Below are 25,304 nucleotides of genomic sequence, written 5' to 3'. Positions count from 1 at the left end.
GGCCACGTCACCTTCCCCTGGGAAAAGGATCATCCGATGGCCGCCGCCTATCGCGCGCATCAAAATACCCGGCTTGGCATCCTGCTGATGTCGGCCACCTCGTTCGTCTTTGCGCTTCAGGACGGGATTTCCACCCATCTGGCCGGGCAATACAACGTCTGGATGGTGGTGATGATCCGCTTCTGGTTCTTCGCGGCCTTCGCGCTGGCGCTGTCCTCGCGGTGGCCCGGCGGTATCGGCGGGCAGTTGCGGTCGCGCCACCCGTGGCTTCAGGCGCTGCGGGGCACGCTGCTGGTGGCCGAGGTCTGCATCATGGTCGTCGCCTTCATCAAGCTGGGGCTGATCGCCACCCATGCGGTTTTTGTCTGCTATCCACTGCTGGTGGCAGCATTGTCAGGTCCGATTCTGGGTGAAAGCGTCGGCTGGCGCCGCTGGACGGCGATCGGGGTGGGGTTCATCGGCGTGCTGATCATTCTGGAGCCCGGCGTGGCGGTGTTCAGCCCCTGGGCGCTGGTGCCGCTGCTCTCTGCCTTCATGTTCGCGCTTTACGGGCTCCTGACACGCTATGTGGCGCGGGGCGACAGCGCGGGCACCAGCTTCCTGTGGACAGGCATCGTGGCGGCCGTGCTGATCACGCCGCTGGGCCTCTGGTTCTGGCAGCCGATGGCTCCGGCGGACTGGGGATGGATGGGCCTTCTCTGCCTGACCGGGGCAGGGGCGCATTTCATGATGATCAAGGCCTATGAGGTGGCCGAGGCCAGCGATATCCAGCCCTTTGCCCTGCTGCAACTGGTGTTCATCGCGATTCTGGGCCTGACCGTGTTTGACGAGGAGTTGCGGCGTAATGTGGTGGTCGGTGCGGCGCTGGTGATCGCGGCGGCGCTGTTCACCCTGTTGCGGGCGCGGGCGGTGTCAAAACAGGCGGGCTGAGCACGCCGCTCAGCCCTTTTCGTGAAAGAAGTCGTGGATCTGCTGTGCGAGGGCCTCCGAAATGCCGGGCACGGCGGTCAGATCCTCTACCGCCGCGCGGGTCACGGCTTTGGCGCTGCCAAAATGCGCCAGAAGCGCGCGTTTGCGGGTGGCGCCGACGCCCGGCACCTCGTCCAGCGGGGTCGAGGTGGTGGCCTTGGCGCGTTTGGCCCGGTGGGCACCGATGGCCCAGCGGTGCGCCTCGTCGCGCAGGCGCTGGATGAAATACAGCACCGGGTCATTCATTCGCAGGGCAAAGGGTTGCTCGCCGGGGCGGTGGAACTCCTCCTTGCCGTGGTCACGGTCGATGCCCTTGGCGACGCCGATGAAGGGCAGGTCGTCGATGCCCAGTTCGGCCATGATCTCGGCCACCGCCGAAACCTGCCCCGCGCCGCCGTCGATCAGCAGAAGGTCGGGCCAGGCGTCGGTCTTGCGCTCGGGGTCTTCCTTCAGAAGGCGTTCGAAGCGGCGGGTCAGCACCTCTTTCATCATGCCGAAATCGTCGCCCTGCGCGCCTGCTTCGCCCTTGATGTTGAACTTGCGATACTGGCTTTTCAGGAAACCCTCGGGCCCGGCCACGATCATGCCGCCGACCGCATGGGCGCCCTGGATATGCGAGTTGTCGTAGACCTCGATCCGCTTCGGCGGGGCCTCAAGGTCAAACGCCTCGGCCAACCCTTGCAAGAGCCGGTTCTGCGTCGTGCTTTCCGCCATGCGCCGGGCCAGACTTTCGCGGGCGTTGCGATGGGCGTTTTCCACCAGTTCTGCCTTTTCCCCCCGCAGCGGCACTGCGAGTTCCACCTTGCGGCCCGCACGATCTGACAGAAGTTGCGTCACCAGATCGGGGTTTTCGACCGCATGGCTGAGCAGGATCAGCCGCGGCGGCTCCTTGTCGTCGTAGAACTGGCTGAGGAAGGCCTCCAGAATTTCCGGCTCTTCGGCGCCCGCGCCGGTTTTCGGGTAGAAATCCTTGTTGCCCCAGCTTTGGTTCCCCCGGATGAAGAACACCTGAACGCAGGCTTGCCCGCCCTCAAGGTGCAGGGCGACCACATCCGCCTCGGCCACGCCGCGCGGGTTGATGCCTTGTGTCGACTGCACGGCGGTCAGTGCCTTGATGCGGTCGCGCAGCGCCGCGGCGCGCTCGAATTCCATCGCTTCCGATGCTTCGGCCATGGCCTTGGCCAGATCGGCCTGAACCGTGGTGGATTTGCCATCCAGAAACCGCGTCGCATCGTCGATCAGCGCGGCATAATCCGCCTCGCTGATCCGCCCCACACAGGGGCCTGCACAGCGTTTGATCTGGTAAAGCAGGCAGGGTCGGGTCCGGCCCGAGAACATTACATCCGAGCAGGTGCGCAGCAGGAATACGCGCTGCAACTGGTTCAGCGTGCGGTTCACCGCGCCCGCGCTGGCGAACGGGCCGAAATAGCGGCCCTTGTCACTGCGTTTGCCGCGATGCTTGCGGATCATCGGGAACGGGTGGTCGGTCGGGATCAGAATGTTCGGAAATGACTTGTCATCCCGCATCAGCACATTGTAGCGCGGCTTCAGCTGCTTGATGAGGTTCTGTTCCAGCAGCAGCGCCTCGACCTCGGTCCGCGTGGTCAGGAACATCATCGAGGCGGTTTCCGAAATCATCCGCGCGATCCGTCCCGAATGCCCGGAGGGCCGCGCATAGTTCGACACCCGCGCCCGCAGGTTGCGGGCCTTGCCGACATACAGAACCTCGTTCTGGGCGTTCAGCATCCGGTAGACGCCGGGCGAGCCGTCGAGCGTTTTCAGTTGGTCCTGAATGACCTCATGCCCGGTTTTCACCGGCGCGGTTTGCCTGTCGTCATGCACGGAAAACCCCATCTTTCGGATATGCCGATTCCCGGTCCCTCGCTGCAATGATAGCGACCTGAGGGCAAGGGGAAAGCTGTCCCCAGTTTCTGTGGATAACTTTGCGGAGAAAATCCCCCGACCCGCGATTTTCCCTTGTATTCAGGCGGGTTCCTTGAGTTGCTTAAAAAATAGGCGATATTTTAACCATTTGATATTGCTGGATTTAAAATTAAACGCTTGGCAAATAACTGATAAATCAGGGTTTTCTTGACGCGCGTGTAAACGGATTGTGAAAAGTGGACAAGTCGCCGCAGCGACCTGCCGTTAGGTCACTCAACCCCCAGAATATCGGGGGTTTTCCAGCCCAGATGCTGACCCCCGTCGACGCAGATCAACTGCCCCGTGACCGCAGGCGCATCCAGCAGAAAACCCAGCGCTGCGGTGATGTCAGCGGGGTTGGAGCCGCGCCCTAGCACCGTGTTGGCCCGTTGCCGGGTGAAGTGGTCAAGGCTCTGCCGCGCGCCCTGCATGGTCGGGCCGGGGCCGATGGCATTGACCCGGATGCGTGGGGCAAGCGCCTGTGCGGCAGTCTGGGTCAGCGTCCAGAGCGCGGATTTCGCCAGCGTATAGCTCATGAACTCCGGGGTCAGCTTGCGGACGCGCTGGTCGATCATGTTGACGATGAGGCCGGTGGCCAGCGGCTCCCCGGCGGGGTCCAGCGCGGCGTCGGGCGCCTGCGCGGCAAACTGCTGCGTCAGAACGAACGGCGCGCGCAGGTTGCTTTCCAGATGCCGGTCCCAGCTTATGCGGCTGGCGCTGGCCAACGTGTCATATTCGAAGATCGAGGCATTGTTGACCAATATGGTCAAAGGCCCGCCCAGGCCCTTCACCGCGCGGCCGACCACAGTTTCGGTCTGGGCTTCATCCAGCAGATCGGCTTGCAGGGCCATGGCGCGGCGGCCCATGGCCTCGATCCGCTGCACCGTCTCGGCCGCGCCATCGGCGCTGCCCGCGTAATGCACCGCAACATCATAGCCGCGCCCGGCCAGATACAGCGCCATGGCCTGACCCAGCCGCTTGCCTGCCCCCGTGACCAGCGCCCGCATCAGGACACCAGCGCAAGGGTGTAGGCGATATAGCCGCCCGCCAGCCCGACCCCGGCCAGCTTACCGATATCCAGCCTGAAGAATACGAAAGGCACCAGCAGCAGCGAAACGCCCAGCATCACCCAGTTGTCGAAGCTCAGAAGCTGGGCGGGCACCTCCATCGGTGCGATCACGGCGGTGATGCCCAGAATGGCCAGAATGTTGAAAGTGTTGGACCCGATCACATTGCCGATGGCCACATCTGCCTGCCCCCGGAACGCGGCCATCACACTTGTCACCAGCTCGGGCAGTGACGTGCCGATGGCGACAAGGGTCAGCCCGATGACGGTTTCGGAAACTCCCAGTGCGCGGGCGATATTGGTGGCGCCCTCCACAAGGAAGGAAGCGCCGAAGCCCAGCCCGATCAGCCCGCCAAGGATGAAGGCGGCGATTTTCCAGACCGGCATGTGATCCCCGGCCGGCAGGTCATCGGGCTGAGCATCGCGATGTGCGCGGGCCTGACGGATGTTATCCCAGATCGACAGGGCCAGAGCGGTCAGCAGGATCAGCCCGTGCCACCAGGTGATCGGGCCGAACTGGCTGAGGATGACGAACAGCACCGCCGTGCCGAGCATCACCAGATAGCCGCGCCGCGTGTCGATCTTGCTGGTGTGGATGGTGGCGATCAGGGCGGGAAGGCCGAGGATCAGCAGGATATTGGCGATGTTCGACCCGACCACATTGCCAAGCGCGATCCCCGCCTGGCCTTTCAGGGCCGCCTGAACGGACACCAGCAGTTCGGGGGCGGAGGTGCCGAAGGCGACCACGGTCAGGCCGACGATCAGCGCCGGAATCCCCAGCCGCAAGGCCAGCGCCACCGCGCCTTTCACCAGCCCGTCGCCGCCCAGCACCAGAAGCACCAGCCCGCCGGCCACATAAAGCAGATCCATTCCCAAAGTTTACACCTTTTTCTGCGCCGCGCCGCAGGGGCAGGGGCCATTGCCAATCCTGTGCCTGCCGCAGCGCGGGCAGGTTCCGGTTTTTGTCTGTCGTTTGCGGCTGTTGAGATGCTTGAACACCATGGCCATGGCGGCCATGCCGAGCAGGAAGAGGGTGACGACCTTTACCAGCATGTCAGAGCCCGAACCGGGCGAAAGCGGCACGGTCCTCCACCTCGGCCAGCGCGGCGGCGGCGGCGCGGCCGGTCAGCCGCGAAATCAACCCGCGTTTCTGGCCCAGCGGCACAAGCCGCACCTTGTCGCCGTAAAGCGCCTTCATCTTCGGCACCAGATGCGCCACGCCATCGGCCAGCCCCAGATCGACCGCCTGCTGCCCGACCCAGACATCGGCGTTGAACAGATCGGCGCCCCCGGCGAGCCGGGGACCGCGCCGCGCCTTCACATGGGTGATGAAAGCCTGATGGATCGGCTCTTGCAGGGCGCGGAGCCGCGCCACATCCTCGGGCTTCGAGGGCTGGAACGGATCGGCCAGCGATTTCGAAGTGCCGGCGGTGACAACGCGCCGCTCGATCCCGTGGCGGGACAGGAAGTCGGGAAAGCCGAAACCCGCGAAGATCACGCCGATGGAACCGAGGATGGAGCTGTCATCCACCCAGATCTCATCCGCCGCGCAGGCCAGCCAGTAGCCGCCCGAAGCCGCCACATCCTCGACGAAGGCGTGGACATGCACACCCTTTTCGGCAGCCAGCCGCCGGATGCGGGCGGCGATCAGGCTCGATTGTACCGCCGATCCGCCGGGCGAATTGATGGCCAGCGCCACGGCAGCGGGCTTCAGGCGAAAGGCGCGCTCGATCAGCGGCGCCAGCGTGGCATCGGAGAGGCCGGGCGAGAACCGGCTGCCCGCGCCAATGGCGCCTTGCAGGCGGATTACCGGAACGACCGGCGGTTTCTGGGTGAAGGGCAAGCGCAACATCATGTCCCGCATGTAGGCGGCCCGGTCCGATGCGGCAAGGCTTCCGCGCGCGGGCAAATTTCTTCTGCAAGAAATTTGCAAATCTTTTGGAAAAGATTTGCGCCCGGCCCGTCGGTTCGGCAACAAGTCGGCATGATCGACAAGCTGGAAATGTTCATCGCTCTGGCCAACGAGGGCCATTTTGGTCGCGCGGCCGAGGTCTGCGGTGTGACGCAGCCGACGCTTTCCTCGGCCATCAAGCAGCTTGAGGATCATCTGGGGGTGCAGCTTGTCTATCGCGGCTCGCGCTTTCAGGGGTTGACGCCCGAGGGCCAGCGGGTGCTGGACCGCGCGCGGCGGATCGTGGGTGACGCACGGGCGCTGCGCGAGGAGATGCGGTCGGTCCGGTCCGGTCTGGCGGGCAATCTGCGCATCGGGGTCATTCCGACCGCGCTGTCGATGGTCGCTGATCTGACGACGCCTTTCACCAAACGGCATCCGAATGTGCGCGTTACCATCCTTTCCCGCACCAGTGTTGAGATCCTGACCGGGATCGAGCGGCTCGATCTGGATGCGGGTATCACCTATCTGGATAATGAGCCGCTGGGCCGTGTGACCCAGGTGCCGCTGTATTCCGAGTTCTACCGTCTGCTCTGCGCGCCCGGCACCGAACTGGCGGGCCGCGACCGCGTGACCTGGGCCGAGCTTGCCGGTCTGCCGCTGTGCCTGCTGACCTCGGACATGCAGAACCGGCGCATCGTCAACCTGCATCTGGCCGAGGCCGGGGTGACGGCGGCGCCGACCATCGAATCGAACTCGACCATCACGCTGCTGACCCATGTGATGAGCGGCAACTGGGCCTCGGTCCTGCCCAAGAAGCTGGCCGATCTGTTTGCGCGGTCGGGGCAGTTGCAGGCCATTCCCATCGTCGCGCCGGAGGCTGAGCATCTGGTGGGCCTCATCGCGGCGCATCGTGATCCGCCCACGCCCCTGATCGCCGCGCTGATCGACAGTGCGCGGCGGATGGGTACCGGCAGGATTGATAGATAATATCTATCGAACAACGGTATTTCACGATTGATCCGTCTATCGTTTTGCCGGATTTTGGCGTCAAGCCAACCGGAGGTCAGCTATGCCCCTTGACGAATCCGCCGTCCTGTCGCGGGTCAACGAGATCCTCGCAGAACATAACGGAATGGAAGGGCCGCTGCTGCCGATCCTTCATGCCATTCAGGAAAGTTTCGGCCATGTGCCGCAGGCCGCGCTGCCGGTGATTGCGCAGCACCTGACGCTCAGCCGTGCCGAGGTGCATGGCGTCATGAGCTTCTATCACGATTTCCGCGAACAGCCGGCCGGGCGCCACGTGTTGAAGCTCTGCCGTGCCGAGGCATGTCAGTCGATGGGCGCCGACCGGATGGCCGAACATGCGCAGCGCCGTTTCGGGATCGAATGGCATGAGACCACAAAAGATGGCGCCGTGACGCTGGAACCTGTATTCTGTCTGGGTCTCTGTGCCTGCGCCCCGGCGGCGATGGTCGATGGCCGTCTGGTGGGTCGTCTGGACGAGGCGCGCCTCGATGCCCTGGCTGAGGAGCTGCGCTGATGAAGATTTACGTTCCCGGAGATGCAGCCGCCAAGGCGCTGGGCGCCGATGATGTGGCGCGCGCCGTCGTGACCGAGGCCGCCGCGCGCGGTGTCGAGGTGACGGTTGTCCGCAACGGCTCGCGCGGCATGATCTGGCTGGAGCCGCTGGTCGAGGTGGTCACCGAATATGGCCGCATGGGGTTTGGCCCGATGTCGGTGGCGGATGTGGCTGCACTGTTCGGTGACATCGAGGCGCATCCCAAGGCGCTGGGCCTGACCGAGGAACTGCCGTGGATGAAGCGGCAGACCCGGCTGACCTTTGCCCGCGTTGGCGTCGTCGATCCGCTGAGTCTGAAGGATTATGAACTGCACCACGGCCTGAAGGGCCTGCGGCGTGCCATCACGATGGAGCCTGCGGCCATCGTGCAGGAAGTGACCGACTCGGGCCTGCGCGGCCGGGGCGGCGCCGGTTTCCCGACCGGCATCAAGTGGAAGACGGTGCATGACGCGCAAGCGCCGCAGAAATACATCGTCTGCAATGCCGACGAGGGTGACAGCGCCACGTTTGCCGACCGCATGCTGATGGAAGGCGACCCCTTCACCCTGATCGAGGGCATGGCGATTGCCGGTCTCGCGGTCGGCGCGACCAAAGGGTATGTCTACACCCGGTCCGAATATCCCGATGCCGTATCACAGATGCAGAAGGCGATTGAGGTCGCGCGGGCGGGGGGTGTGCTGGGCACCTCGGTCCTTGGCTCCGGCCGGGCTTTTGACATGGAAGTGCGTGTCGGCGCGGGTGCTTATGTCTGTGGCGAGGAAACCAGCCTGCTGAACAGCCTTGAAGGCAAGCGCGGCGTGGTGCGGGCCAAGCCGCCGCTGCCGGCGCTGGAGGGCTTCATGGCCCGTCCGACGGTGGTGAACAACGTGATCTCGCTGGCCTCGGTGCCGGTGATCATGGATCGCGGCGCGGCCTTTTACAAGAATTTCGGCATGGGCCGTTCGCATGGCACCATGGCGCTGCAAATCGCCGGGAACGTCAGGTTCGGCGGTCTGTTCGAAACTGCCTTCGGCCTGTCGCTGGGCGAGATCGTCGATGACATCGGTGGCGGCACCGCCAGCGGTCGCCCGGTCAAGGCGGTGCAGGTCGGCGGCCCACTGGGCGCATGGTTCCCGCGTGAACTGTTCGACACCCCCTTCACCTACGAGGATTTCGCGGCGAAGGGCGGCCTGATCGGCCATGCCGGTCTGACCATCGCCGACGATACGGTGGACATGCTGAAAATGGCGCGTTTCGCGATGGAGTTCTGCGCCATCGAAAGCTGCGGCAAATGCACTCCCTGCCGTATCGGCGCCGTGCGTGGCGTGGAAACGCTGGACCGGATCGGCCGGGGCGATGCCTCGGGCATCCCGTTGCTGACCGACCTGTGCGAGACGATGAAATCCGGCTCGCTGTGCGCGTTGGGCGGCTTCACGCCCTATCCGGTCATGTCCGCTCTCACCCATTTCCCCGATGATTTCACCGCGACCCACAAGGAGGCCGCCGAATGAAAGACTTCATCATCCCCGATGACCGCGATTTCGGCACGCCTGCCTCGAAATCGAAAACCATGGTGACCCTGTCGATCGACGGGTTTGAGGTGACGGTGCCGGAAGGCACGTCGATCATGCGCGCCGCAGCCGAGATCGGCATTTCGGTGCCCAAGCTCTGCGCGACCGACAGCATCGACGCTTTCGGGTCGTGCCGCCTGTGTCTGGTGGAGATCGAGGGCCGCAACGGCACCCCGGCGTCCTGCACCACGCCGGTGGCGGCGGGCATTAAGGTCCATACCCAGACCGGCAAGCTGAAACAGCTTCGCCGTGGCGTGATGGAGCTTTACATCTCGGATCACCCGCTGGACTGCCTGACCTGCGCCGCCAATGGCGATTGCGAATTGCAGGACATGGCGGGCGCCGTCGGCCTGCGCGATGTGCGCTATGATGCGGTGGACACCCATTTCCGCACCAAGAACACCAGCGGCGAGGCCAATCCGCAATGGCTGCCGAAGGACGACAGCAACCCCTATTTCAGCTACGACCCCAGCAAATGCATCGTCTGCAACCGCTGTGTCCGCGCCTGTGAGGAAGTGCAGGGCACTTTCGCGCTGACGATCTCGGGCCGGGGCTGGGACAGCCGCGTGCATGCCGGTCTGAAGGACGATACCTTCCTGTCCTCGGATTGCGTGAGCTGTGGCGCCTGCGTGCAGGCCTGCCCGACCGCGACGCTGACCGAGAAATCGGTCATCGACATCGGCACCCCGGATCGCAGCATCATCACGACCTGCGCCTATTGCGGTGTCGGCTGTTCCTTCAAGGCGGAAATGCGCGGCGACGAGCTGGTGCGCATGGTGCCTTACAAGCACGGCAAGGCCAATCGCGGCCATAGCTGCGTCAAGGGCCGCTTCGCCTATGGCTATGCCACCCACCAGGACCGCATCCTGAACCCGATGATCCGCGACACGATCAACGATCCGTGGCGTGAAGTGTCCTGGGCGGAGGCGATGGAATTCGCCGCCACCCGGATGAAGGCCATTCAGGAAAAATACGGCCGCCAGTCGGTCGGCGTGATCACCTCCAGCCGCTGCACCAACGAGGAAACCTTCCTCGTGCAGAAACTGACCCGCGCGGTGTTCCGCAACAACAACACCGACACCTGCGCCCGCGTCTGCCATTCGCCCACCGGCTATGGCCTTGGCCAGACCTATGGCACCTCGGCTGGCACGCAGGACTTCGACTCGGTCGAGGAATGCGATGTGGCGCTGGTCATCGGCGCCAACCCGGCCTCGGCCCACCCGGTCTTTGCCAGCCGCCTGAAAAAGCGGCTGCGGCAGGGGGCGAAGCTGATCCTCGTCGATCCGCGCCGCACCGAGATGGCGGAAGGCGCACATTACCGCGCGGCGCATCACCTTGCGCTGAAGCCTGGCACCAACGTCGCCATCGTCACCGCTCTGGCGCATGTGATCGTGACCGAGAAGCTTTACAATGAAGAGTTCATCCGCACCCGCTGCGACTGGGATGAGTTCCAGGATTACATGGAGTTCGTCGCGGATCCGAAACATTCGCCCGAGGCGGTGGAACTGCTGACCGGGGTTCCGGCGGCCGAAGTGCGCGGTGCCGCGCGGCTGTATGCCACCGGCGGCAATGCGGCGATCTACTATGGCCTCGGCGTGACCGAACACAGCCAGGGTTCGACCACCGTCATCGGCATCGCCAACCTCGCCATGCTGACCGGCAATATCGGTCGGCGCGGTGTGGGCGTGAACCCGCTGCGCGGCCAGAACAACGTGCAGGGCTCCTGCGACATGGGGTCGTTCCCGCATGAACTGCCGGGCTACCGCCATGTGAAGCTGCCCGAAGTGCGCGCGATCTTCGAAAAGGCCTGGGGCGTGGAAATCGACCCGGAGCCGGGTCTGCGCATCCCGAACATGCTGGATGCGGCGGTGGATGGCAGCTTCAAGGGCCTCTACTGCCAGGGCGAGGATATCCTGCAATCCGACCCCGACACCAAGCATGTGGCGGCGGGTCTTGCGGCGATGGAATGCGTGATCGTCCACGACCTGTTCCTGAACGAAACCGCGAACTACGCCCATGTGTTCTTCCCCGGTTCGTCCTTCCTCGAAAAAGACGGCACCTTCACCAATGCCGAACGTCGCATCAACATGGTGCGCAAGGTGATGGCGCCGAAACAGGGCTATGCCGACTGGGAAGTGACCCAGATGTTCGCCAATGCCATGGGGGCTGGCTGGACCTACACCCATCCGTCGCAGATCATGGAAGAAATCGCCATGACCACGCCCAGCTTCGCGGGTGTGACCTATGACAAGCTGGAGGAGATGGGCTCGGTTCAGTGGCCGTGCAACGAGAAGGCGCCGGAAGGTACGCCGCTGATGCATATCGACGGCTTCGTGCGCGGCAAGGGTAAGTTCATCCGCACCGAATATGTGGCGACGGATGAAAAGACCGGCCCGCGCTTCCCGCTGCTGCTGACCACCGGCCGTATCCTCAGCCAGTACAACGTGGGCGCCCAGACCCGGCGCACGCATAATACCGTCTGGCACGATCAGGATATTCTGGAGATCCACCCGCATGACGCCGAGACCCGTGGCATCCGCGACGGTGACTGGGTGCGGCTGGCCAGCCGCTCGGGCGAGACGACGCTGAAGGCCGAGATCACTGATCGCGTGTCGCCCGGCGTGGTCTATACCACCTTCCACCACCCGGAAACGCAGGCGAACGTCGTTACCACCGATTTCTCGGACTGGGCGACCAACTGCCCGGAATACAAGGTGACGGCGGTGCAGATCATGCCCTCCAACGGCCCGTCCGAGTGGCAGGAGGAGTATCAGGCGCAGGCCACGCTCGCCCGCCGGATCGCGGCGGCCGAGTGATGCACAGCCACCGCCCCCTTCCGCGCCTTGCCTTCCGGGCGGGCGCGGTGCGCGACGGCAGCCGTGAGCTGCCGTCGGAGGTGGCGGTTGCGCTGAGCTATAACGGATCGACCCATGCCGTCATGATGGCGACGCCCGCCGATCTGGAAGATTTCGCCCGTGGCTTCACCCTGACCGAAGGGATCGCCAGCCTCGACGAGATCGAAAGCATCGAGCCGGTGGAAACCCCGCGCGGGATTAATTTGCAGATCTGGCTGACGCAGGCGGCAGCGGACCGGCAGGCAAAGCGGCGCCGGACCATGGCCGGGCCGGTGGGCTGCGGGTTGTGCGGCATCGACAGCCTTGAAGAGGCGGTTCGCGTGCCTCGCCCGGTGCCTGCCAACGATTTCGCCATGACGCCGGAACAGGTGATGGAAGCGATTGCCGCGCTCGAGGCGCATCAGCCGCTGCATGACATCACCCGCGCCGCCCATGGCGCGGCCTTCTGGGCGGAAGGCGGCATCGTCCTCGCGCGCGAGGATGTCGGACGGCACAATGCGCTGGACAAGCTGATCGGCGCGCTGGCCGGCCGGCGGCCGGCGGGGCAGGGTGCCCTGATCCTGACCTGCCGCACCTCGGTCGATATGGTGCAGAAAGCCTGTGCCGCAGGCTTTCCACTGCTGATCGCCGTTTCGGCTCCGACTGCTGCTGCCGTGGCCATGGCCGAGGCAGCGGGCCTGACCCTCGTCGCGCTGGCCCGGCCCGACGGTTTTGAATGTTTCACCCACCCGCAACGCATCACGCTGCAAGAGGCCGCCCATGTCGCATGACAAACTGATCACCATGGCCAACCAGATCGCCCGCTTCATGGAAAGCAAGCCCCATGCCGAGGGGGTGACGGGCCTTGCCAATCACATCAACGATTTCTGGGAACCCCGGATGCGGCGGCAGCTGTTCGAACTGCTGGACAACGGTGGTGACGGTTTCCGCCCTTTGGTGCTGGAAGCCGCCACGCAGATCCGGCGCCCCGCCGCCGCCTGAGCCTTTCAGGCGGAGCGCCTGTGGCGCAAGCCTTCTTGTCCCGTCCGCGCGATGCGCGGACGGCCTGCCTCCGGCGGGGATATTCTTGCCAGGGTAAATGCGGATCAGGTGTAGCGGTGCCGCGCTTCCAGCGCGAGGCCAAGCCCGACGGCGCCGAAGTCGTCACCGCTGTGGAGTTGCGCTTGCGGCAGCATATCCTGCACGAGGCGACGCAGGAGCGGCAGGCGGCTGGAGCCGCCGGTCACGAAGACCGTGCCGACCTCTGCCGGGGTGACGCCGCCTTGCGCCAGTACGCGGGTGATCAGGTCACGCAAACGGGTGAGAGCAGGGGCGAGCGTCTGTTCGAAAGCCTCGCGCCGCACCACCGGATTGGGCGCACCGCACAGCGGGCGGAGCAGCAGGCGCTCCGCCTCGGTGTCGCTGAGTGCGATTTTGACCCGCTCGACTTCCATCGCAAGCGCGTGGCCCTGACGGCCCTCGATCAGGCGGATCAGCCGGTCGATAAGCTCGGGGTTGTCGATCTCGTGCCGCAGGGCCTTGAGGTCGGTCATGGTGCTGCGGGAATAAAGCTGGTTGATCCGGTGCCAGGTGGCGAGGTCGAGGAAATAATGCCGGGGCATGGTGCCGGCGCCGCCCTTGGTCGCGGCCCCGAAGCCCAGATGGGGCAGGGCCTCGGCGAGGCTCAGCATGCGGTCAAAATCAGTGCCGCCGAGGCGGATACCGTCATTGCCAAGAATGTCATCCGCGCGGTCGGCGCGGCGGGCGCGGTCCGGGCCGACGCGGACCAGCGAGACGTCAGAGGTGCCGCCGCCGATGTCGAAGATCAGCACCAGTTCCTCGGTCGTGCAGCGGCTTTCGTGGTCGCGGGCGGCGGCGATGGGTTCGAACTGGAACGAGACCTCGCGGAAGCCCAGATCGCGGGCGATCTCGCCCAATGTGGCCTCAGCCTGGGCGTCCAGCGTCGGATCGTCGTCGACGAAATGCACGGGGCGGCCCATGACCACGGCCTCGGGCCCGTCGGGCAGGCGGGAGGCCAGATGGGCGAGGAAGCGGCCCAGCACCTCGCGGAAGGCGACGGTGCGGTTGCCGACGCGGGTGCGTTCGTGGATCAGCCCGGAACCGAGCGTGGATTTCAGCGCCCGCATCAGGCGGCCTTCCTCATGCTCCAGATAGGCGGCGATGGCGGCCTGGCCGAATTGCGGCGGGCCGTCTTCGGCCCAGAAGACGGCAGAGGGAAGGGTGGGGCTGGCCCCCTCCAGCGGCAGGAGCCTTGCGCCGGACCCGTCGGCGAGGCCGAGGGTGGAGTTCGAAGTGCCGAAGTCGATCCCGCAATGCCGCATCCGCGCCTCCTGTTCTTTCGGAAAGCGGTTTGCCTATACGTCGCGCGGCGGGCTGTAAAGGCCGCACCCCCTTCCATGCGCGCGGGGCTTCGGCTACGACTTGCGCCATGACCTGGAACATCCCGAATGTCCTCACGCTTCTGCGCCTGCTGGCCGCACCCGGTGTTGCGGTGATGTTCCTGTATTTCCAGCGGCCATGGGCCGACTGGTTCGCGCTCACCCTGTTCATCGGCGCGGCCATCACCGACTGGTTCGATGGTTATCTGGCGCGGCTGTGGAAACAGGAATCGAAATTCGGTGCCATGCTGGACCCGATCGCCGACAAGGCGATGGTGGTCATCGCGATCATGGTGATCACCGGCTATTCCGGCATGAACCCCTGGCTGATCCTGCCCGCGACGGCGATCCTGTTCCGCGAGGTCTTTGTCTCTGGCCTGCGGGAATATCTGGGGCACAAGGCCGGGTTGCTGCGGGTGACGAAGCTGGCGAAGTGGAAGACCACGGCGCAGATGGTGGCGATTGCGGTGCTGTTCCTTGGCACCGGGCTGGAGTATCTTGAGGGGATCGCGCTGCGCGGCATGACACCCGAGCAATATGCGCTGGCGGTCGAGGCGGGCACGGCTGACGCGATCCGCACCTGCGGCGGGCGCGATTGCGCGGCCTATGCCACCAATGTGGGGCTGGTGCTGATCTGGGTGGCGGCGATGCTGACCCTTGTGACCGGCTGGGATTACTTCCGCAAATCCCTGCCCTATCTGCGGGACAAGTGATGCAACGGATCGACGTGCTGTATTTCGCCTGGGTGCGTGAACGGATCGGCCTGCCGCGCGAGCGGGTTGAGACCGATGCGGCAACGGTGGCGGGGCTGGTGGCCGAGCTTGCGGAGCGGGAAGAGCGTTACGCGCTGGCCTTCGCCGATCTGACGAGCCTGCGGGTGGCGCTGGATCAGGAGCTTGCCGATTTCGGTGCCTCGCTGGAAGGGGTGCGCGAGGTTGCCTTTTTCCCGCCGATGACGGGGGGCTGAGATGCGGGTTTCTGTGCAGGAGACCGCATTCGATGCCGGAGCTGAAGCCAACGCCTTTACCGCTGGCCTGACGGGGGCGGGGGCGGTGGTCACCTTCACCGGCATTGTGCGTGACAATCGCGGCAGACTGGCGGCCATGGAGATCGAGTACTATCCTGGCATGACCGAGCGCGCCATCGCCGCCATGGTCGAGGAGGCGTCGCGTCGCTGGGCCTTGGCCGATGCGCTGGTGATTCATCGCCATGGGCGGCTGGAGGCCAATGCGCCGATCATGATGGTAGCGACCGCCTCTGCCCATCGGGCGGATGCTTTCGCGGCAGCGGAGTTCCTGATGGACTATCTGAAATCCCGCGCGCCGTTCTGGAAGAAGGAAATTGGCGCTGACGGCGCGGCGTGGGTCGCGGCGAAGGACGAGGATGAGGCGGCGCTGCGGCGCTGGTAGGTCTTCGACAATTGAGGGCGCCTCCTCGGGGGCATCGAACCCCCTTGGAGGCGGCTGCCGCGGAAGGCTCAGCCGTAAAGCGTTTGCCAGCAGGGTTGCAGATCACCGGGTTCGGGGCGGGCGCTGTGGATGCCGCGCGCGATGGCACGGGCGAGGCAGCAGGCGGCGGCGTGGCCGATCTGATAGAGGTCACGCAGGGGGGCCGCCATATCGCGCGTGCCGGTGGCAGCGGCAAAGACCAGATCGCCGTCCAGAAGCGTATGCGAGGGCACCAGCGCGCGGGCCATACCGTCATGGGCGGCGACGGCCATGCGCTGTGCTTCGGCCTGGGTCAGCCGCGCGTCGGTGGCGACGATGGCGATTGTCGTGGCCTCGCCCTGCCGTTTCATCGGCAGCGGATCGTCTGGAGGCGGAAAGCTGGAGGGCAGGCCAAGGCCGCCGAATTCGGCGTCTATTTCCCACGGGGAGGCCCAGAACTGCGGGCCGTCGCCGATGGTGGCCGACCCCAGCGCATTGACCGCGACCAGCGCGCCGACGGTGATGCCGCTGTCCAGCACAGCGCTGGCGGTGCCAAGCCCGCCTTTCAGTCTGCCGGTCGCCGCGCCATAACCCGCCCCGACGGTGCCAAGTGCCACCTCCGGCCCCGCTGAGGCCAGAGCCGCTTGGCCAAGCGCGCCATAGGGGTTCCGGACCCAGGTCTTGTCGCCACCGTTCAGCAGGTCGAACAGGATAGCGCCGGGCACGATGGGCACCCGCTGATCGCCGACGGCAAAGCCGCGGCCCATCGCGCGCAGGCCCTCGGCCACGCCCGAGGCCGCATCCAGACCGAAGGCCGAACCGCCCGAAAGCGTGATCGCATCCACCTGCTGCACCAGCCGGTCGGGGGCGAGAAGGTCGGTCTCGCGCGTGCCGGGCGCGCCGCCCATCACGCTGACGGCGGCTGTGAAGGGCGCAGTGCCCAGCAGTACGGTGACCCCTGAGCGCAGGCGTGCATCCTGTGCGTGGCCGACGTGCAGCCCTGCCACATCGGTGATCGCATTGCGTGGCCCCTGTCGCATCGCCTTCTCCCTGCCTGTCAGCGCAGACTTGCCCGCTTTGTCGCGGTGGGCAAGCCGAAAGCCGGGGCTTGCGGGATGATCCGGTTTGGGGCAAGGTTCGATCCGAGCCGTGGCGATGGCGTCGCCACAGGGGCCACTAGCCCCGTCGCTTGCAGGGCAACCTGCCTCAGTCCTGTACGCCGGGACCTTTCGGGGTCTCGCCGCACATATGCCGGACCCCATGAACGAGGTCTGACATGACGGAACGTCCGCAAATGTATCGCTTCCACCAAGGGGACCGCGTGCTTCCCTTCGCCGCGTCGGAATATGACGCGCGGCTGGCGGGGCTGCGCCGGATCATGCAAGCCGAGGGGGTGGACGCCTGCGTCTTCACCTCGATGCACAATATCGCCTATTACTCGGGTTTCCTGTATTGTTCGTTCGGGCGGCCCTACGGTCTGGTTGTCACCGCCAGCGAAAGCGTGACGATCAGCGCGGGCATCGACGCGAGCCAGCCCTGGCGGCGAAGCCATGGCGACAACATCACCTATACCGACTGGCAGCGGGACAATTACTGGCGCGCGATCCTGTCGGTTTCCGGGCCGGGCCGTGTAATCGGCTATGAGGGCGATCACCTGACGCTGGTGCAATCCGAAAAGCTCCGGTCCTTCCTGTCGCCGTCGAAGCTGGTCGACATCGCCCCTGCCACCATGCGCCAGCGCCTGATGAAATCGGCGGCAGAGCTGGAGATCATCCGCAATGGCGCGGCGGTGGCAGATGTGGGTGGCTTTGCCATCCGCGAGGCAGTGAAGGAAGGCGCGCGCGAGATCGACGTGGCCATGGCGGGCCGCGACGCGATGGAGCTGGAAATCGCGCGCCGCTTTCCCGATGCCGAATACCGTGACACCTGGGTCTGGTTCCAGTCGGGCATCAATACCGACGGGGCGCATAACCCGGTGACGGCAAGGCAGTTGCGGCGGGGCGATATTCTGAGCCTCAACACCTTCCCGATGATCTCGGGCTATTACACCGCGCTGGAACGGACGATGTTCATGGGCGAAGTGGATGCCGCCAGCCTGAAGATCTGGGAGGCGAATGTGGCCGCCCATGAATATGGCATGAGCCTGCTGAAACCTGGTGCCTCCTGCTCAGAGGTGACGGCGAAGATCAACGCCTTCTTCGAGGAACGCCAGCTGCTGCAATACCGGACCTTCGGCTATGGTCACAGTTTCGGCGTGCTGTCGCATTACTATGGCCGCGAGGCGGGGCTGGAACTGCGCGAGGATATCGACACCGTGCTGGAACCGGGCATGGTCATCAGCATGGAGCCGATGCTGACCATTCCCGAAGGCCAGCCCGGCGCCGGGGGCTACCGCGAACATGACATCCTTTTCATCACCGAAGATGGCAACGAGGATATCACCAAATACCCGTTCGGGCCGGCCTTCAACGTCGTGGGGTAAAACACCCGTCCGCACCGAAGGGCAGGGGCAGCGCTTTGGCGCTGCCCTTTTTCTGTAGCCGGGCAGGGCGTCAGTACACGCCCAGCAGCTCGGCAGGCATTTCGGCATGCAGAACACGGACCGTCGCGCCATGGGGCGCGCGCTCGTAAAGATCGATCACATCCTGATCCAGTAGCCGGATGCAGCCTGAGGATACGGCCTTGCCAAGGTATTTCGGTTCGCAGGCGCCATGGATGCGGTAAAGCGTGTCAACTCCATTCTGGAACAGATACAGCGCGCGTGCGCCCAGCGGATTGTCCGGTCCCGGCTGCATGCCGCCATTGGCCACCGAATAGGGCTCCAGCTCCGGCCTGCGGGCGATCATCGCGGCGGGCGGCTTCCAGACCGGCCATTTGCGACCGAACTGCAAGCGGGCATTGCCCGACCAGGCGAAAGCGGCGGCGCCGGTGCCCGCGCCATAGCGCAGAGCGCTTTCCGACGATTCGACCAGATAAAGCAATCCTGCGGAGGGGTTGATGACGATGGTGCCGGGCTTGTCGCCGGGGAAGGGATTGGCGACGGTCTGACGCCAGAGTTCGGGCGGGACGACCCCCTCCGGCACGGCGGGCACCGGGAAGGGCTCGTCCGTAATGGCGCCGTAAAAGGCGGGCAGCGGTGGCCAGTCCGGTTTCTCCGGCTCGGGCGGTGGCGGCGCGACGGCGGGTTTGACACAGGCGGAAAGGGTGGCCGCAGCACCGGCGGCGGCGAACAGACGACGGGTAAGCATGACGAAATGATCCTTGGCAGGCTGGAACGGGCCTATGCAGGCTGAAACGAAAGCGCCTCAGGCGCGGGGCAGGTGTTTCAGCAGGAGCCTGGGTGGGCGGACCGGCGGGCGTGATGGATGGCTGTTGTGCCAAGCGGCACTTCTGGCGGCGACGGCCCCGCGCCAGTCGGGCGCCACCAGCCCGGTCTCGGCCGGAGGCGGCGCCAGATCGGTGCCGCAGGGGGCACCGGGCAGAGTGGCGGTGCGGCAGTTGTGGCGCGCGCGCTCGATCACAGGCGTCACGGGCGCGGTGGTCACCGCCGTGCCATGGCCGTGCAGATGCGCCCAGGACCCGCCCACACCAGCATAGGCCCCCCAAGGCAAGACCATGAGGACCATCAGCGTCAGGAACAGGGGGCGCAACGCGGACATGGCTGACAGGTAGCAACGCCGCGCGGGCCTGTCGACACCGCTTCCGAACACATCGGCGCGAGCAGGCGCAGGGATTTCGTGAAAGCGTCATATCGCCGTCATGGGCACGTTACGCGGCGCCCGCATGGGTCGGCCATCACTCATCGAGGATTGCCCATGCGTTTTCTGACCTTCACCTCGGCCCTTGCGCTGGTGGCCGCGACCCCGGCCCTGTCCGAACCCGTGTTCAACCGCATCGCCAGCTTCGCCACGCCGCAGAATATGGCGGAAGGCGAGGATCACGCGCGTCCGACCAGCGCGGAAATCATCACTGCGACCGAGGACGGGATGACCCTGATCTATTCCGACAGCCCGCTGGGCGTGATCGGTCTGGTTGACATCGCGGACCCGAAAGCGCCGAAGCCCATGGGCAATATCGACATGGGGGGCGAGCCGACCACGGCACAGGTGATCGGCGGCATGGCCTTCGTCGGCGTGAATACCTCGGAAAGCTATACCGCGCCGTCGGGCAAGCTGGTCTCGGTCGATCTGGCGTCGAAAGCGGTCGTGGCCGAATGCGATCTGGGCGGCCAGCCGGATTCGGTGGCGCGCGCCAAGGATGGCAGCTTTGTCGCCGTGGCAATCGAGAACGAGCGCGACGAGGATCTGAATGACGGTGACCTGCCGCAGATGCCTGCGGGCTATGTGGTGAAGCTGCCGCTGAAGGATGGCGCGGTGGACTGTGCCAATGCGCAGAAGATCGACGTTACGGGCCTTGCCGGGATCGCTCCGGAAGACCCGGAACCTGAATTCATCGACGTGAATGCCGCCGGTGACATCGTGGTGACGCTGCAAGAGAACAACCACATCGTGATCATTGGTGCCGATGGCAAGGTGGCCAGCCATTTCAGCGCCGGTGCGGTCGATCTGGCGGGTATCGACACCAAGAAAGACGGCAAGCTGGATTTCTCGGGCAAGAAAGATGGTGTTCTGCGCGAACCCGACGGGGTGAAATGGCTGGACAATGACCACCTGATCACTGCCAATGAAGGCGACTGGAAGGGCGGTTCGCGTGGCTGGACGATCTGGAACCGCGATGGCTCGGTCGTTTACGAGGACGGTGCGCGGTTCGAACAGGCGATTGCTGCCATCGGCCATTACCCCGAGCACCGCAACAAGAAGGGCGTCGAAACCGAATCCATCGAGATCGCGAGCTTTGACGGCACGACCATGGCTTTCGTCGTGTCGGAGCGTGCGTCCATCGTTGGGGTCTATGATCTGACTGATCCGGCCGCTCCGGTGCTGAAGCAGCTTCTCCCCTCGGGCATCAGCCCGGAAGGCGCTGTTGCAATCCCCTCACGCAATCTGTTCGTTACCGCGAATGAAGTCGATCTGGTCGAGGATGGCGGCGTGCGCGCCCATGTCATGATCTATGAACGCGCGGAGGGTACCCCCGCCTATCCGACACTGACCGCCGAAGGCACCGGCATCGGCTGGGGTGCGTTGTCGGCGCTGGCCGCCGATCCGGCGACCCCCGGCAAGCTTTATGCGGTGTCGGACAGCGTCTATCGCGCCGCCCCCACCATCTACACCATCGACGCGACACAAACCCCGGCCCGCATCACCGGCGCCGTGGTGGTGACGCGTGACGGCGATCCGGCGCAGAAGCTGGATCTGGAAGGCATTGCCACGGATGGCGAGGGCGGCTTCTGGCTGGCCTCGGAAGGCCGTGCCGACAAACTGGTGCCGCATGCGATCTACCACGTCGATGCCGAAGGCGCGATCGACAAGGAAATCGCGCTGCCGGACGAGTTGCTGGCGCATCAGACCCGTTTCGGCGCCGAAGGCATTGCCGTGCAGGGCGACCGGCTGTGGCTGGCCATGCAGCGCGAGTGGGGGGACGATCCAAAAGGCATGGTCAAGCTGCTGGCCTATGATCTGAAGGAAAAGACCTGGGGGGCCGTGCACTATCCGCTGGAAGCTCCGGCCGAGGGCCGCTGGATGGGTCTTTCGGAAATCCAGATCGACGGTGACTGGGCCTATTTCATCGAGCGTGACAACGGCACGGGTGACGCCGCACAGGTGAAACACCTGACTCGCGTGCCGCTGGCGCAACTGCAACCCGCCCCGCTGGGGAGTGACCTGCCGGTGGTGACGAAAGAGCTGGTGCGGGATCTCAAACCCGATCTGGCGCAGTGGAATGGCTATACCGCCGAAAAGGTCGAGGGCTTTGCCATCGACGCTACCGGCACCGGCTGGCTGGTGACCGACAATGACGGTGTGGACGACAGCTCGGGCGAAACCTTCCTGTGGTCCGTCGGCGCGCTGCGCTGATCGCCTGACTGTTGCGTAATATGCCCCCGGTCCTTTGGCCGGGGGTATTCTTTTGAAGCCGAACCGTTTTGAGGGCTTGACCTGAGCCGCGTGCTCGGTGCTGATCCAGAGGGTCGCACCCAAATAAGAATCTCTGCCGAAAGATAACATGCGAATGGTTTCCAGCTTGCGCTCCCGCTTTCTTGCCCTGATCGTGCTGCCGCTTCTGGCGGCTTGTGCCGCCCCCGCCGCCCAGCAGCCCGCGCCGCAGGAAGCCCCGCCCGGCTACGGCGCCATGGTGGACGAGGGGATCACCATTCCGGCGGTGAAGCCGAACCAGTTCATCGGCTCTCCCCCGCGCGAGGATGTGGCCTATAACGGCCCCGAGGCGCCGGGCACCATCGTGGTCGATGCTTTTGCCCGGAAGCTGTATCTGGTCGAGCAGGGTGGGATGGCGCGGCGCTATTCCATCGCCGTTGGCCGCGCCGGTCTGGGGTTCCGGGGCAATGCGACGGTGAACCGCAAGCAGAAATGGCCGTCCTGGACGCCGACTGCGAACATGATCCGCACGATGCCGGAATTCTATGCCGAATATGCGGGCGGTTTGCCGGGCGGCCTGGAAAATCCGCTGGGTTCGCGCGCTCTCTATCTCTATCGCGGCGGCCGGGACACCTATTTCCGTATCCACGGCACCATCGACAACCGCTCCATCGGGCGGGCCACTTCGGCGGGCTGCATCCGGCTGTTCAATCAGGACATCATCGACCTCTATGACCGCATCCCGCTGGGGACCACCGTCAAGTCGCGCTCGCGCGAGGAATCGGAGCGGCTGGAAGGCAAGTTCATGGAAGATGAATGGGGCCTTCTGATCCCCTATGACGCCAGCCGTCTTGAGGAAATCGCCGCCAAACGCGCGATCAACGAGAAGAAGCTGGAGGAACAGATCGCCCGCGAAGCCGCCGAAGCCGCCGCCGAACATCAGGCTGGCACGCTGGGCCAGTAAGCGCGGCGCCGAGTTGGGAAAGGGCGGCCTGCGAAAGCCGCCCTTTTTGCTTTGCGGATGACCACTTCATGGTTGGCGCGGGTTCGCCCCGCGTCCTGCGTTCCGGCCACGCCTGGCAGATGCGAAGCTACGTTGTCCGGTTGTTAAGGCTGACCAACTCATTTCCATCTGGCACGGACGGGAAATGGCGCTGCGGAAAATTTCCATCCAGAAATTGACGTTGCGCCTGTAGGGGTGTCTTACCTTTGTCAGTGAAGGGTGTTGGGGTGCATCTCCTCTAAGGGCATGAAACCACAGAAGAAACTTCCTATTGTGCCGAAAAGTGCTTTGGCAGTGACCTGATAGAGACCGCGAAATTTGACCGTTTTGCATAACATCGAGCCATCACATGGATAACATCCACCGATCATCCGGCCAACATTGAGCAACAGGCAGATAACACACAAAAAAATTGCAGATCCACGCCGAGGCCGCTGTGTCAAACTTGAACGTCAGGTCTAGTGAGAGGTCCAAAACAGAGGATCAAGGTCTGACCGAAACGCCAAACCTTAGCTCCTGTGGTCAGACCTGAAAAAAAGCCAATAAATGCTGGATTCTTTGGTTGCGTGACAGGCCTCCGCCACCGCAGCAAGGTCTGACCGAGCTAAACGTCAGGATCGGCGCTCATCGTGACAATCCTGACGCATTCCGCCTCTTTCTTCTACCACCAGCCAAATCATGAGGAAATTGTCCAGTCTGGATGCCTGCTTATCGCCATCCTTCGAGACATGCATCGATAGTCGCAGCCGCAATGATCGCTGCTGCAGCCGTCAAGGGGTAAAGGTTTCAGTTCGTCATGCGATACCCACCGACCACGCATGGCGGATGCTCCATTGCAGCATCCATCATCGGCGACAAAACTGATGAACGGCAGCATTTGGCTGGTGTCGCGCATCTTGGCAAGCCGATCCGGCCAATATGTGTAGCGGCGTACCAGCTTTGGCAGAACGGCGTAAAGGCTTTGGCAGGAAAATTTTTCGCTCGAACGTAAAAAGCGCCGCCGTGTATGACACAGGGCGGCGCTTTGGATTGCGTCAGGAACTGGTGTCAGGCGAGGCCGAAATGAACAAGCACCTGCGCAGCTTCTTCAACGTCAGGCACCCGGATTGATCCGTTCTTCGAGATCGTGCCCGAGATCGCCGCCCGCGTGGTGCCCGCCAAGAGCCGTGAGGCCGGGAACACCGCCACCCACAAGCGGTTCACTGGGGGTGAGCTGGTGATGACCGGGGCCAATGCCGCATCCTCGCTCCGCTCGACCCCGGCGCGGTTCCTTGTCATGGACGAAATCGACGCCTTCCCGCTGGACGTGGAGGGCGAAGGCGACCCAATCGCACTGGCGGTCCAGCGCACCGTCACTTATCGCGGCCGCCGCCAAATCCTGATGATCAGCACCCCGACGATCAAAGGCTTCAGCCGGATCGAGGCCGCCTATCTGGAATCGGATCAGCGGCGGTTTTTCGTCTCCTGCCTGCACTGCGCCCATGCTTTTACCGTCGCTTGGAAGGATATTCGCTGGCCGAAGGGCAAACCCGAGGATGCCGCATGTGTTTGCCCGGAATGCGGTGGGGTACACGAAGAGCGGGAGAAGCCCACCCTGTTGCGCGGCGGAAATTGGCAGGCCACCGCGCCCGGTGACGGCCGCACCCGTGGCTATCATCTGCCAGCGCTGCTGTCGCCTTTCGAGACATGGGCCGAGATTGCTGCCGAGCATGGCCGCGTGGCCGCCGATCCTGCCCGCCTGAAATCTTGGGTCAACACCAAGCTGGGCGAGACTTGTGAGGAGGAAGCCGCCCAGACGGTCGATTCCGGCGCACTTTCCCGTCGCGTTGAGCATTGGGGCGAGGGCCTGCCGCCCGGCGTGGCCGTCATCACGGCCGGGATCGACACCCAGGACGAATGGCTTGCCGTCGAGCTGGTGGGCTGGGGTGCGGGTGAGGAAAGCTGGTCGCTTGGCTGGCACCGGCTTTATGGCGATCTGACCGTCATGCTGCCCGAGGGGATCGGCTATGGCTGGGACTATCAACCCGGTAACCTCTGGGAGCGTGGTCTGGTGCCGTCCGCTCTGATCGACGAAGGCGGCGGTCTGATCCATGTGGGGCGGCATGCGGTCCAGATCGATCCCCCGGCGCCGTTGCAGGATCTTCTCGACGCGGCCAAGCCGTTCTCTGCCCGGCCACTGCCGGAAGCGGGCCTGTCGGACGAGGATTACGTCCGGGCGTTCCTTCAGCCGTTTGGTGCGGATATCGGCAGCACGGTCGTCGGCGGCCTTGTCAGCAAACTCCTGACCTCGGTGGCGCTGTCGGCGCCGCAGCAGGCGCTCGGGCCGAAGCCGCCGCAGGGCGGCGGGCTGACGATCTCGACCACGCTGCGCGGCGAGCAGAACCCCGAGACCATCCTCCTCGGCCGCACCGCGACCGGCGGTCAGGCGATCTGCCCGCCCTACAGCCATGGCAAATCGAACCGCTATCTGACCCATGTGATCGAGATCTGCTCGGCCCCCGGTGCAAAGCTGGAACGGCTGATCCTGAACGATGACTACGTCGAGATCGGCACCGGGGCGCATGAAGATTACGGCCTGCCGATCCTCGGCGATTACGAGGGCCATGCCTGGATCCGATATTACGACGGCAGCCAGACCGCCGCCGATCCGATGCTGCTGGCCAGATATGG

General features: G+C 64.6%; 23 protein-coding genes. 14 read left to right on the top strand and 9 right to left on the bottom strand.

Translation table 11 applies throughout. From position 1 onward, the window contains the following. Window positions 1–36: 36 nt before the first annotated feature. Window positions 37–930 (top strand): DMT family transporter, encoded by an 894-nt coding sequence (locus IE126_RS13600; RefSeq protein WP_054303853.1) that lies wholly within the window; start codon window positions 37–39, stop codon window positions 928–930. A 9-nt stretch (window positions 931–939) separates the two neighbouring features. Here IE126_RS13600 and uvrC read toward each other — a convergent pair whose 3' ends face one another. From uvrC to IE126_RS13575, 5 genes are all read right to left on the bottom strand, one after another. Beyond that, a complete protein-coding gene (gene uvrC / locus IE126_RS13595) occupies window positions 940–2,811 on the bottom strand; it encodes an excinuclease ABC subunit UvrC (RefSeq protein ID WP_268245815.1) in 1,872 nt (623 codons plus the stop codon). Window positions 2,812–3,122: 311 nt separating this feature from the next. After that, window positions 3,123–3,899 (bottom strand): SDR family oxidoreductase, encoded by a 777-nt coding sequence (locus tag IE126_RS13590; protein ID WP_189381334.1) that lies wholly within the window; start codon window positions 3,897–3,899, stop codon window positions 3,123–3,125. Then, window positions 3,899–4,828, bottom strand: a complete 930-nt coding sequence (locus tag IE126_RS13585; protein ID WP_054303850.1) for a calcium/sodium antiporter — start codon at window positions 4,826–4,828, stop codon at window positions 3,899–3,901. The genes IE126_RS13590 and IE126_RS13585 overlap by 1 nt, the downstream gene beginning before the upstream one ends. 9 nt (window positions 4,829–4,837) lie before the next feature. Beyond that, window positions 4,838–5,041: a hypothetical protein gene (locus IE126_RS13580; RefSeq protein WP_189381429.1), complete on the bottom strand. Its 204-nt coding sequence runs from the start codon at window positions 5,039–5,041 to the stop codon at window positions 4,838–4,840. Then, on the bottom strand, window positions 5,013–5,813 hold the full coding sequence (locus IE126_RS13575) for a S49 family peptidase (protein WP_054303942.1): 801 nt from the start codon (window positions 5,811–5,813) through the stop codon (window positions 5,013–5,015). The genes IE126_RS13580 and IE126_RS13575 overlap by 29 nt, the downstream gene beginning before the upstream one ends. A 129-nt stretch (window positions 5,814–5,942) precedes the next feature. Between IE126_RS13575 and IE126_RS13570 the strand changes: the two genes are divergently transcribed. From IE126_RS13570 to IE126_RS13545, 6 genes are all read left to right on the top strand, one after another. Continuing rightward, window positions 5,943–6,839: a LysR family transcriptional regulator gene (locus IE126_RS13570; protein WP_054303849.1), complete on the top strand. Its 897-nt coding sequence runs from the start codon at window positions 5,943–5,945 to the stop codon at window positions 6,837–6,839. 82 nt (window positions 6,840–6,921) lie between these two features. Next, window positions 6,922–7,392 carry a formate dehydrogenase subunit gamma gene (locus IE126_RS13565; RefSeq protein ID WP_119134778.1) on the top strand — a complete coding sequence of 157 codons (471 nt, stop codon included), beginning with the start codon at window positions 6,922–6,924 and terminating at the stop codon, window positions 7,390–7,392. Continuing rightward, window positions 7,392–8,921, top strand: coding sequence for a formate dehydrogenase beta subunit (locus IE126_RS13560; RefSeq protein ID WP_189381333.1), 1,530 nt, complete (start codon window positions 7,392–7,394; stop codon window positions 8,919–8,921). Before IE126_RS13565 ends, IE126_RS13560 begins: the two co-directional genes overlap by 1 nt. Beyond that, window positions 8,918–11,797: a formate dehydrogenase subunit alpha gene (gene fdhF, locus IE126_RS13555; protein ID WP_054303846.1), complete on the top strand. Its 2,880-nt coding sequence runs from the start codon at window positions 8,918–8,920 to the stop codon at window positions 11,795–11,797. Before IE126_RS13560 ends, fdhF begins: the two co-directional genes overlap by 4 nt. After that, window positions 11,794–12,606, top strand: a complete 813-nt coding sequence (gene fdhD, locus IE126_RS13550) for a formate dehydrogenase accessory sulfurtransferase FdhD (protein WP_407646034.1) — start codon at window positions 11,794–11,796, stop codon at window positions 12,604–12,606. Before fdhF ends, fdhD begins: the two co-directional genes overlap by 4 nt. Then, window positions 12,596–12,817, top strand: a complete 222-nt coding sequence (locus IE126_RS13545) for a formate dehydrogenase subunit delta (RefSeq protein WP_054303844.1) — start codon at window positions 12,596–12,598, stop codon at window positions 12,815–12,817. Before fdhD ends, IE126_RS13545 begins: the two co-directional genes overlap by 11 nt. A 104-nt stretch (window positions 12,818–12,921) precedes the next feature. On the opposite strand, the gene IE126_RS13540 is transcribed toward IE126_RS13545, so the two are convergent. Further along, window positions 12,922–14,157: an Hsp70 family protein gene (locus IE126_RS13540; protein WP_189381331.1), complete on the bottom strand. Its 1,236-nt coding sequence runs from the start codon at window positions 14,155–14,157 to the stop codon at window positions 12,922–12,924. 107 nt (window positions 14,158–14,264) lie between these two features. Here IE126_RS13540 and pgsA point away from each other — a divergent pair, with 107 nt between their 5' ends. The 3 genes from pgsA to IE126_RS13525 are packed head-to-tail and all read left to right on the top strand — an operon-like array spanning window position 14,265 to window position 15,623. Then, on the top strand, window positions 14,265–14,927 hold the full coding sequence (gene pgsA, locus IE126_RS13535; protein ID WP_054303842.1) for a CDP-diacylglycerol--glycerol-3-phosphate 3-phosphatidyltransferase: 663 nt from the start codon (window positions 14,265–14,267) through the stop codon (window positions 14,925–14,927). An 8-nt stretch (window positions 14,928–14,935) separates the two neighbouring features. Further along, complete coding sequence (moaD, locus tag IE126_RS13530; protein ID WP_189381418.1) at window positions 14,936–15,181, top strand: molybdopterin converting factor subunit 1; 246 nt, start codon at window positions 14,936–14,938, stop codon at window positions 15,179–15,181. A 1-nt stretch (window position 15,182) separates the two neighbouring features. Then, on the top strand, window positions 15,183–15,623 hold the full coding sequence (locus IE126_RS13525; protein WP_189381330.1) for a molybdenum cofactor biosynthesis protein MoaE: 441 nt from the start codon (window positions 15,183–15,185) through the stop codon (window positions 15,621–15,623). Between the two features lie 68 nt (window positions 15,624–15,691). On the opposite strand, the gene IE126_RS13520 is transcribed toward IE126_RS13525, so the two are convergent. Continuing rightward, window positions 15,692–16,681: a P1 family peptidase gene (locus tag IE126_RS13520; protein ID WP_189381329.1), complete on the bottom strand. Its 990-nt coding sequence runs from the start codon at window positions 16,679–16,681 to the stop codon at window positions 15,692–15,694. A gap of 236 nt (window positions 16,682–16,917) precedes the next feature. On the opposite strand from IE126_RS13520, the gene IE126_RS13515 reads away from it, so the two are divergent. Next, complete coding sequence (locus IE126_RS13515; RefSeq protein ID WP_054303839.1) at window positions 16,918–18,123, top strand: aminopeptidase P family protein; 1,206 nt, start codon at window positions 16,918–16,920, stop codon at window positions 18,121–18,123. 70 nt (window positions 18,124–18,193) lie between these two features. Here the strand turns inward: IE126_RS13515 and IE126_RS13510 are convergent, their stop codons facing one another. Both IE126_RS13510 and IE126_RS13505 read right to left on the bottom strand, forming a co-directional pair. Continuing rightward, the gene (locus IE126_RS13510) at window positions 18,194–18,889 is read right to left on the bottom strand and encodes a L,D-transpeptidase (protein ID WP_189381328.1); all 696 of its coding nucleotides are present in this window, start codon (window positions 18,887–18,889) and stop codon (window positions 18,194–18,196) included. 57 nt (window positions 18,890–18,946) lie between these two features. Continuing rightward, window positions 18,947–19,300 carry a hypothetical protein gene (locus IE126_RS13505; RefSeq protein WP_054303837.1) on the bottom strand — a complete coding sequence of 118 codons (354 nt, stop codon included), beginning with the start codon at window positions 19,298–19,300 and terminating at the stop codon, window positions 18,947–18,949. A 156-nt stretch (window positions 19,301–19,456) separates the two neighbouring features. On the opposite strand from IE126_RS13505, the gene IE126_RS13500 reads away from it, so the two are divergent. From IE126_RS13500 to IE126_RS13490, 3 genes are all read left to right on the top strand, one after another. After that, the gene (locus IE126_RS13500) at window positions 19,457–21,613 is read left to right on the top strand and encodes an esterase-like activity of phytase family protein (protein WP_189381327.1); all 2,157 of its coding nucleotides are present in this window, start codon (window positions 19,457–19,459) and stop codon (window positions 21,611–21,613) included. A gap of 148 nt (window positions 21,614–21,761) precedes the next feature. After that, the gene (locus IE126_RS13495) at window positions 21,762–22,595 is read left to right on the top strand and encodes a L,D-transpeptidase (protein WP_407646033.1); all 834 of its coding nucleotides are present in this window, start codon (window positions 21,762–21,764) and stop codon (window positions 22,593–22,595) included. A 1,165-nt stretch (window positions 22,596–23,760) separates the two neighbouring features. After that, a partial coding sequence (locus IE126_RS13490) for a terminase gpA endonuclease subunit (RefSeq protein WP_229825509.1) occupies window positions 23,761–25,304 on the top strand: 1,544 nt, incomplete at its 3' end.

This window comes from Gemmobacter nanjingensis (assembly GCF_014652195.1).
GTDB lineage: Bacteria > Pseudomonadota > Alphaproteobacteria > Rhodobacterales > Rhodobacteraceae > Gemmobacter > Gemmobacter caeni.
The sequence above is the reverse complement of the archived record's forward strand: the minus strand, read 5'-3'. Positions and strand labels throughout refer to the sequence as shown.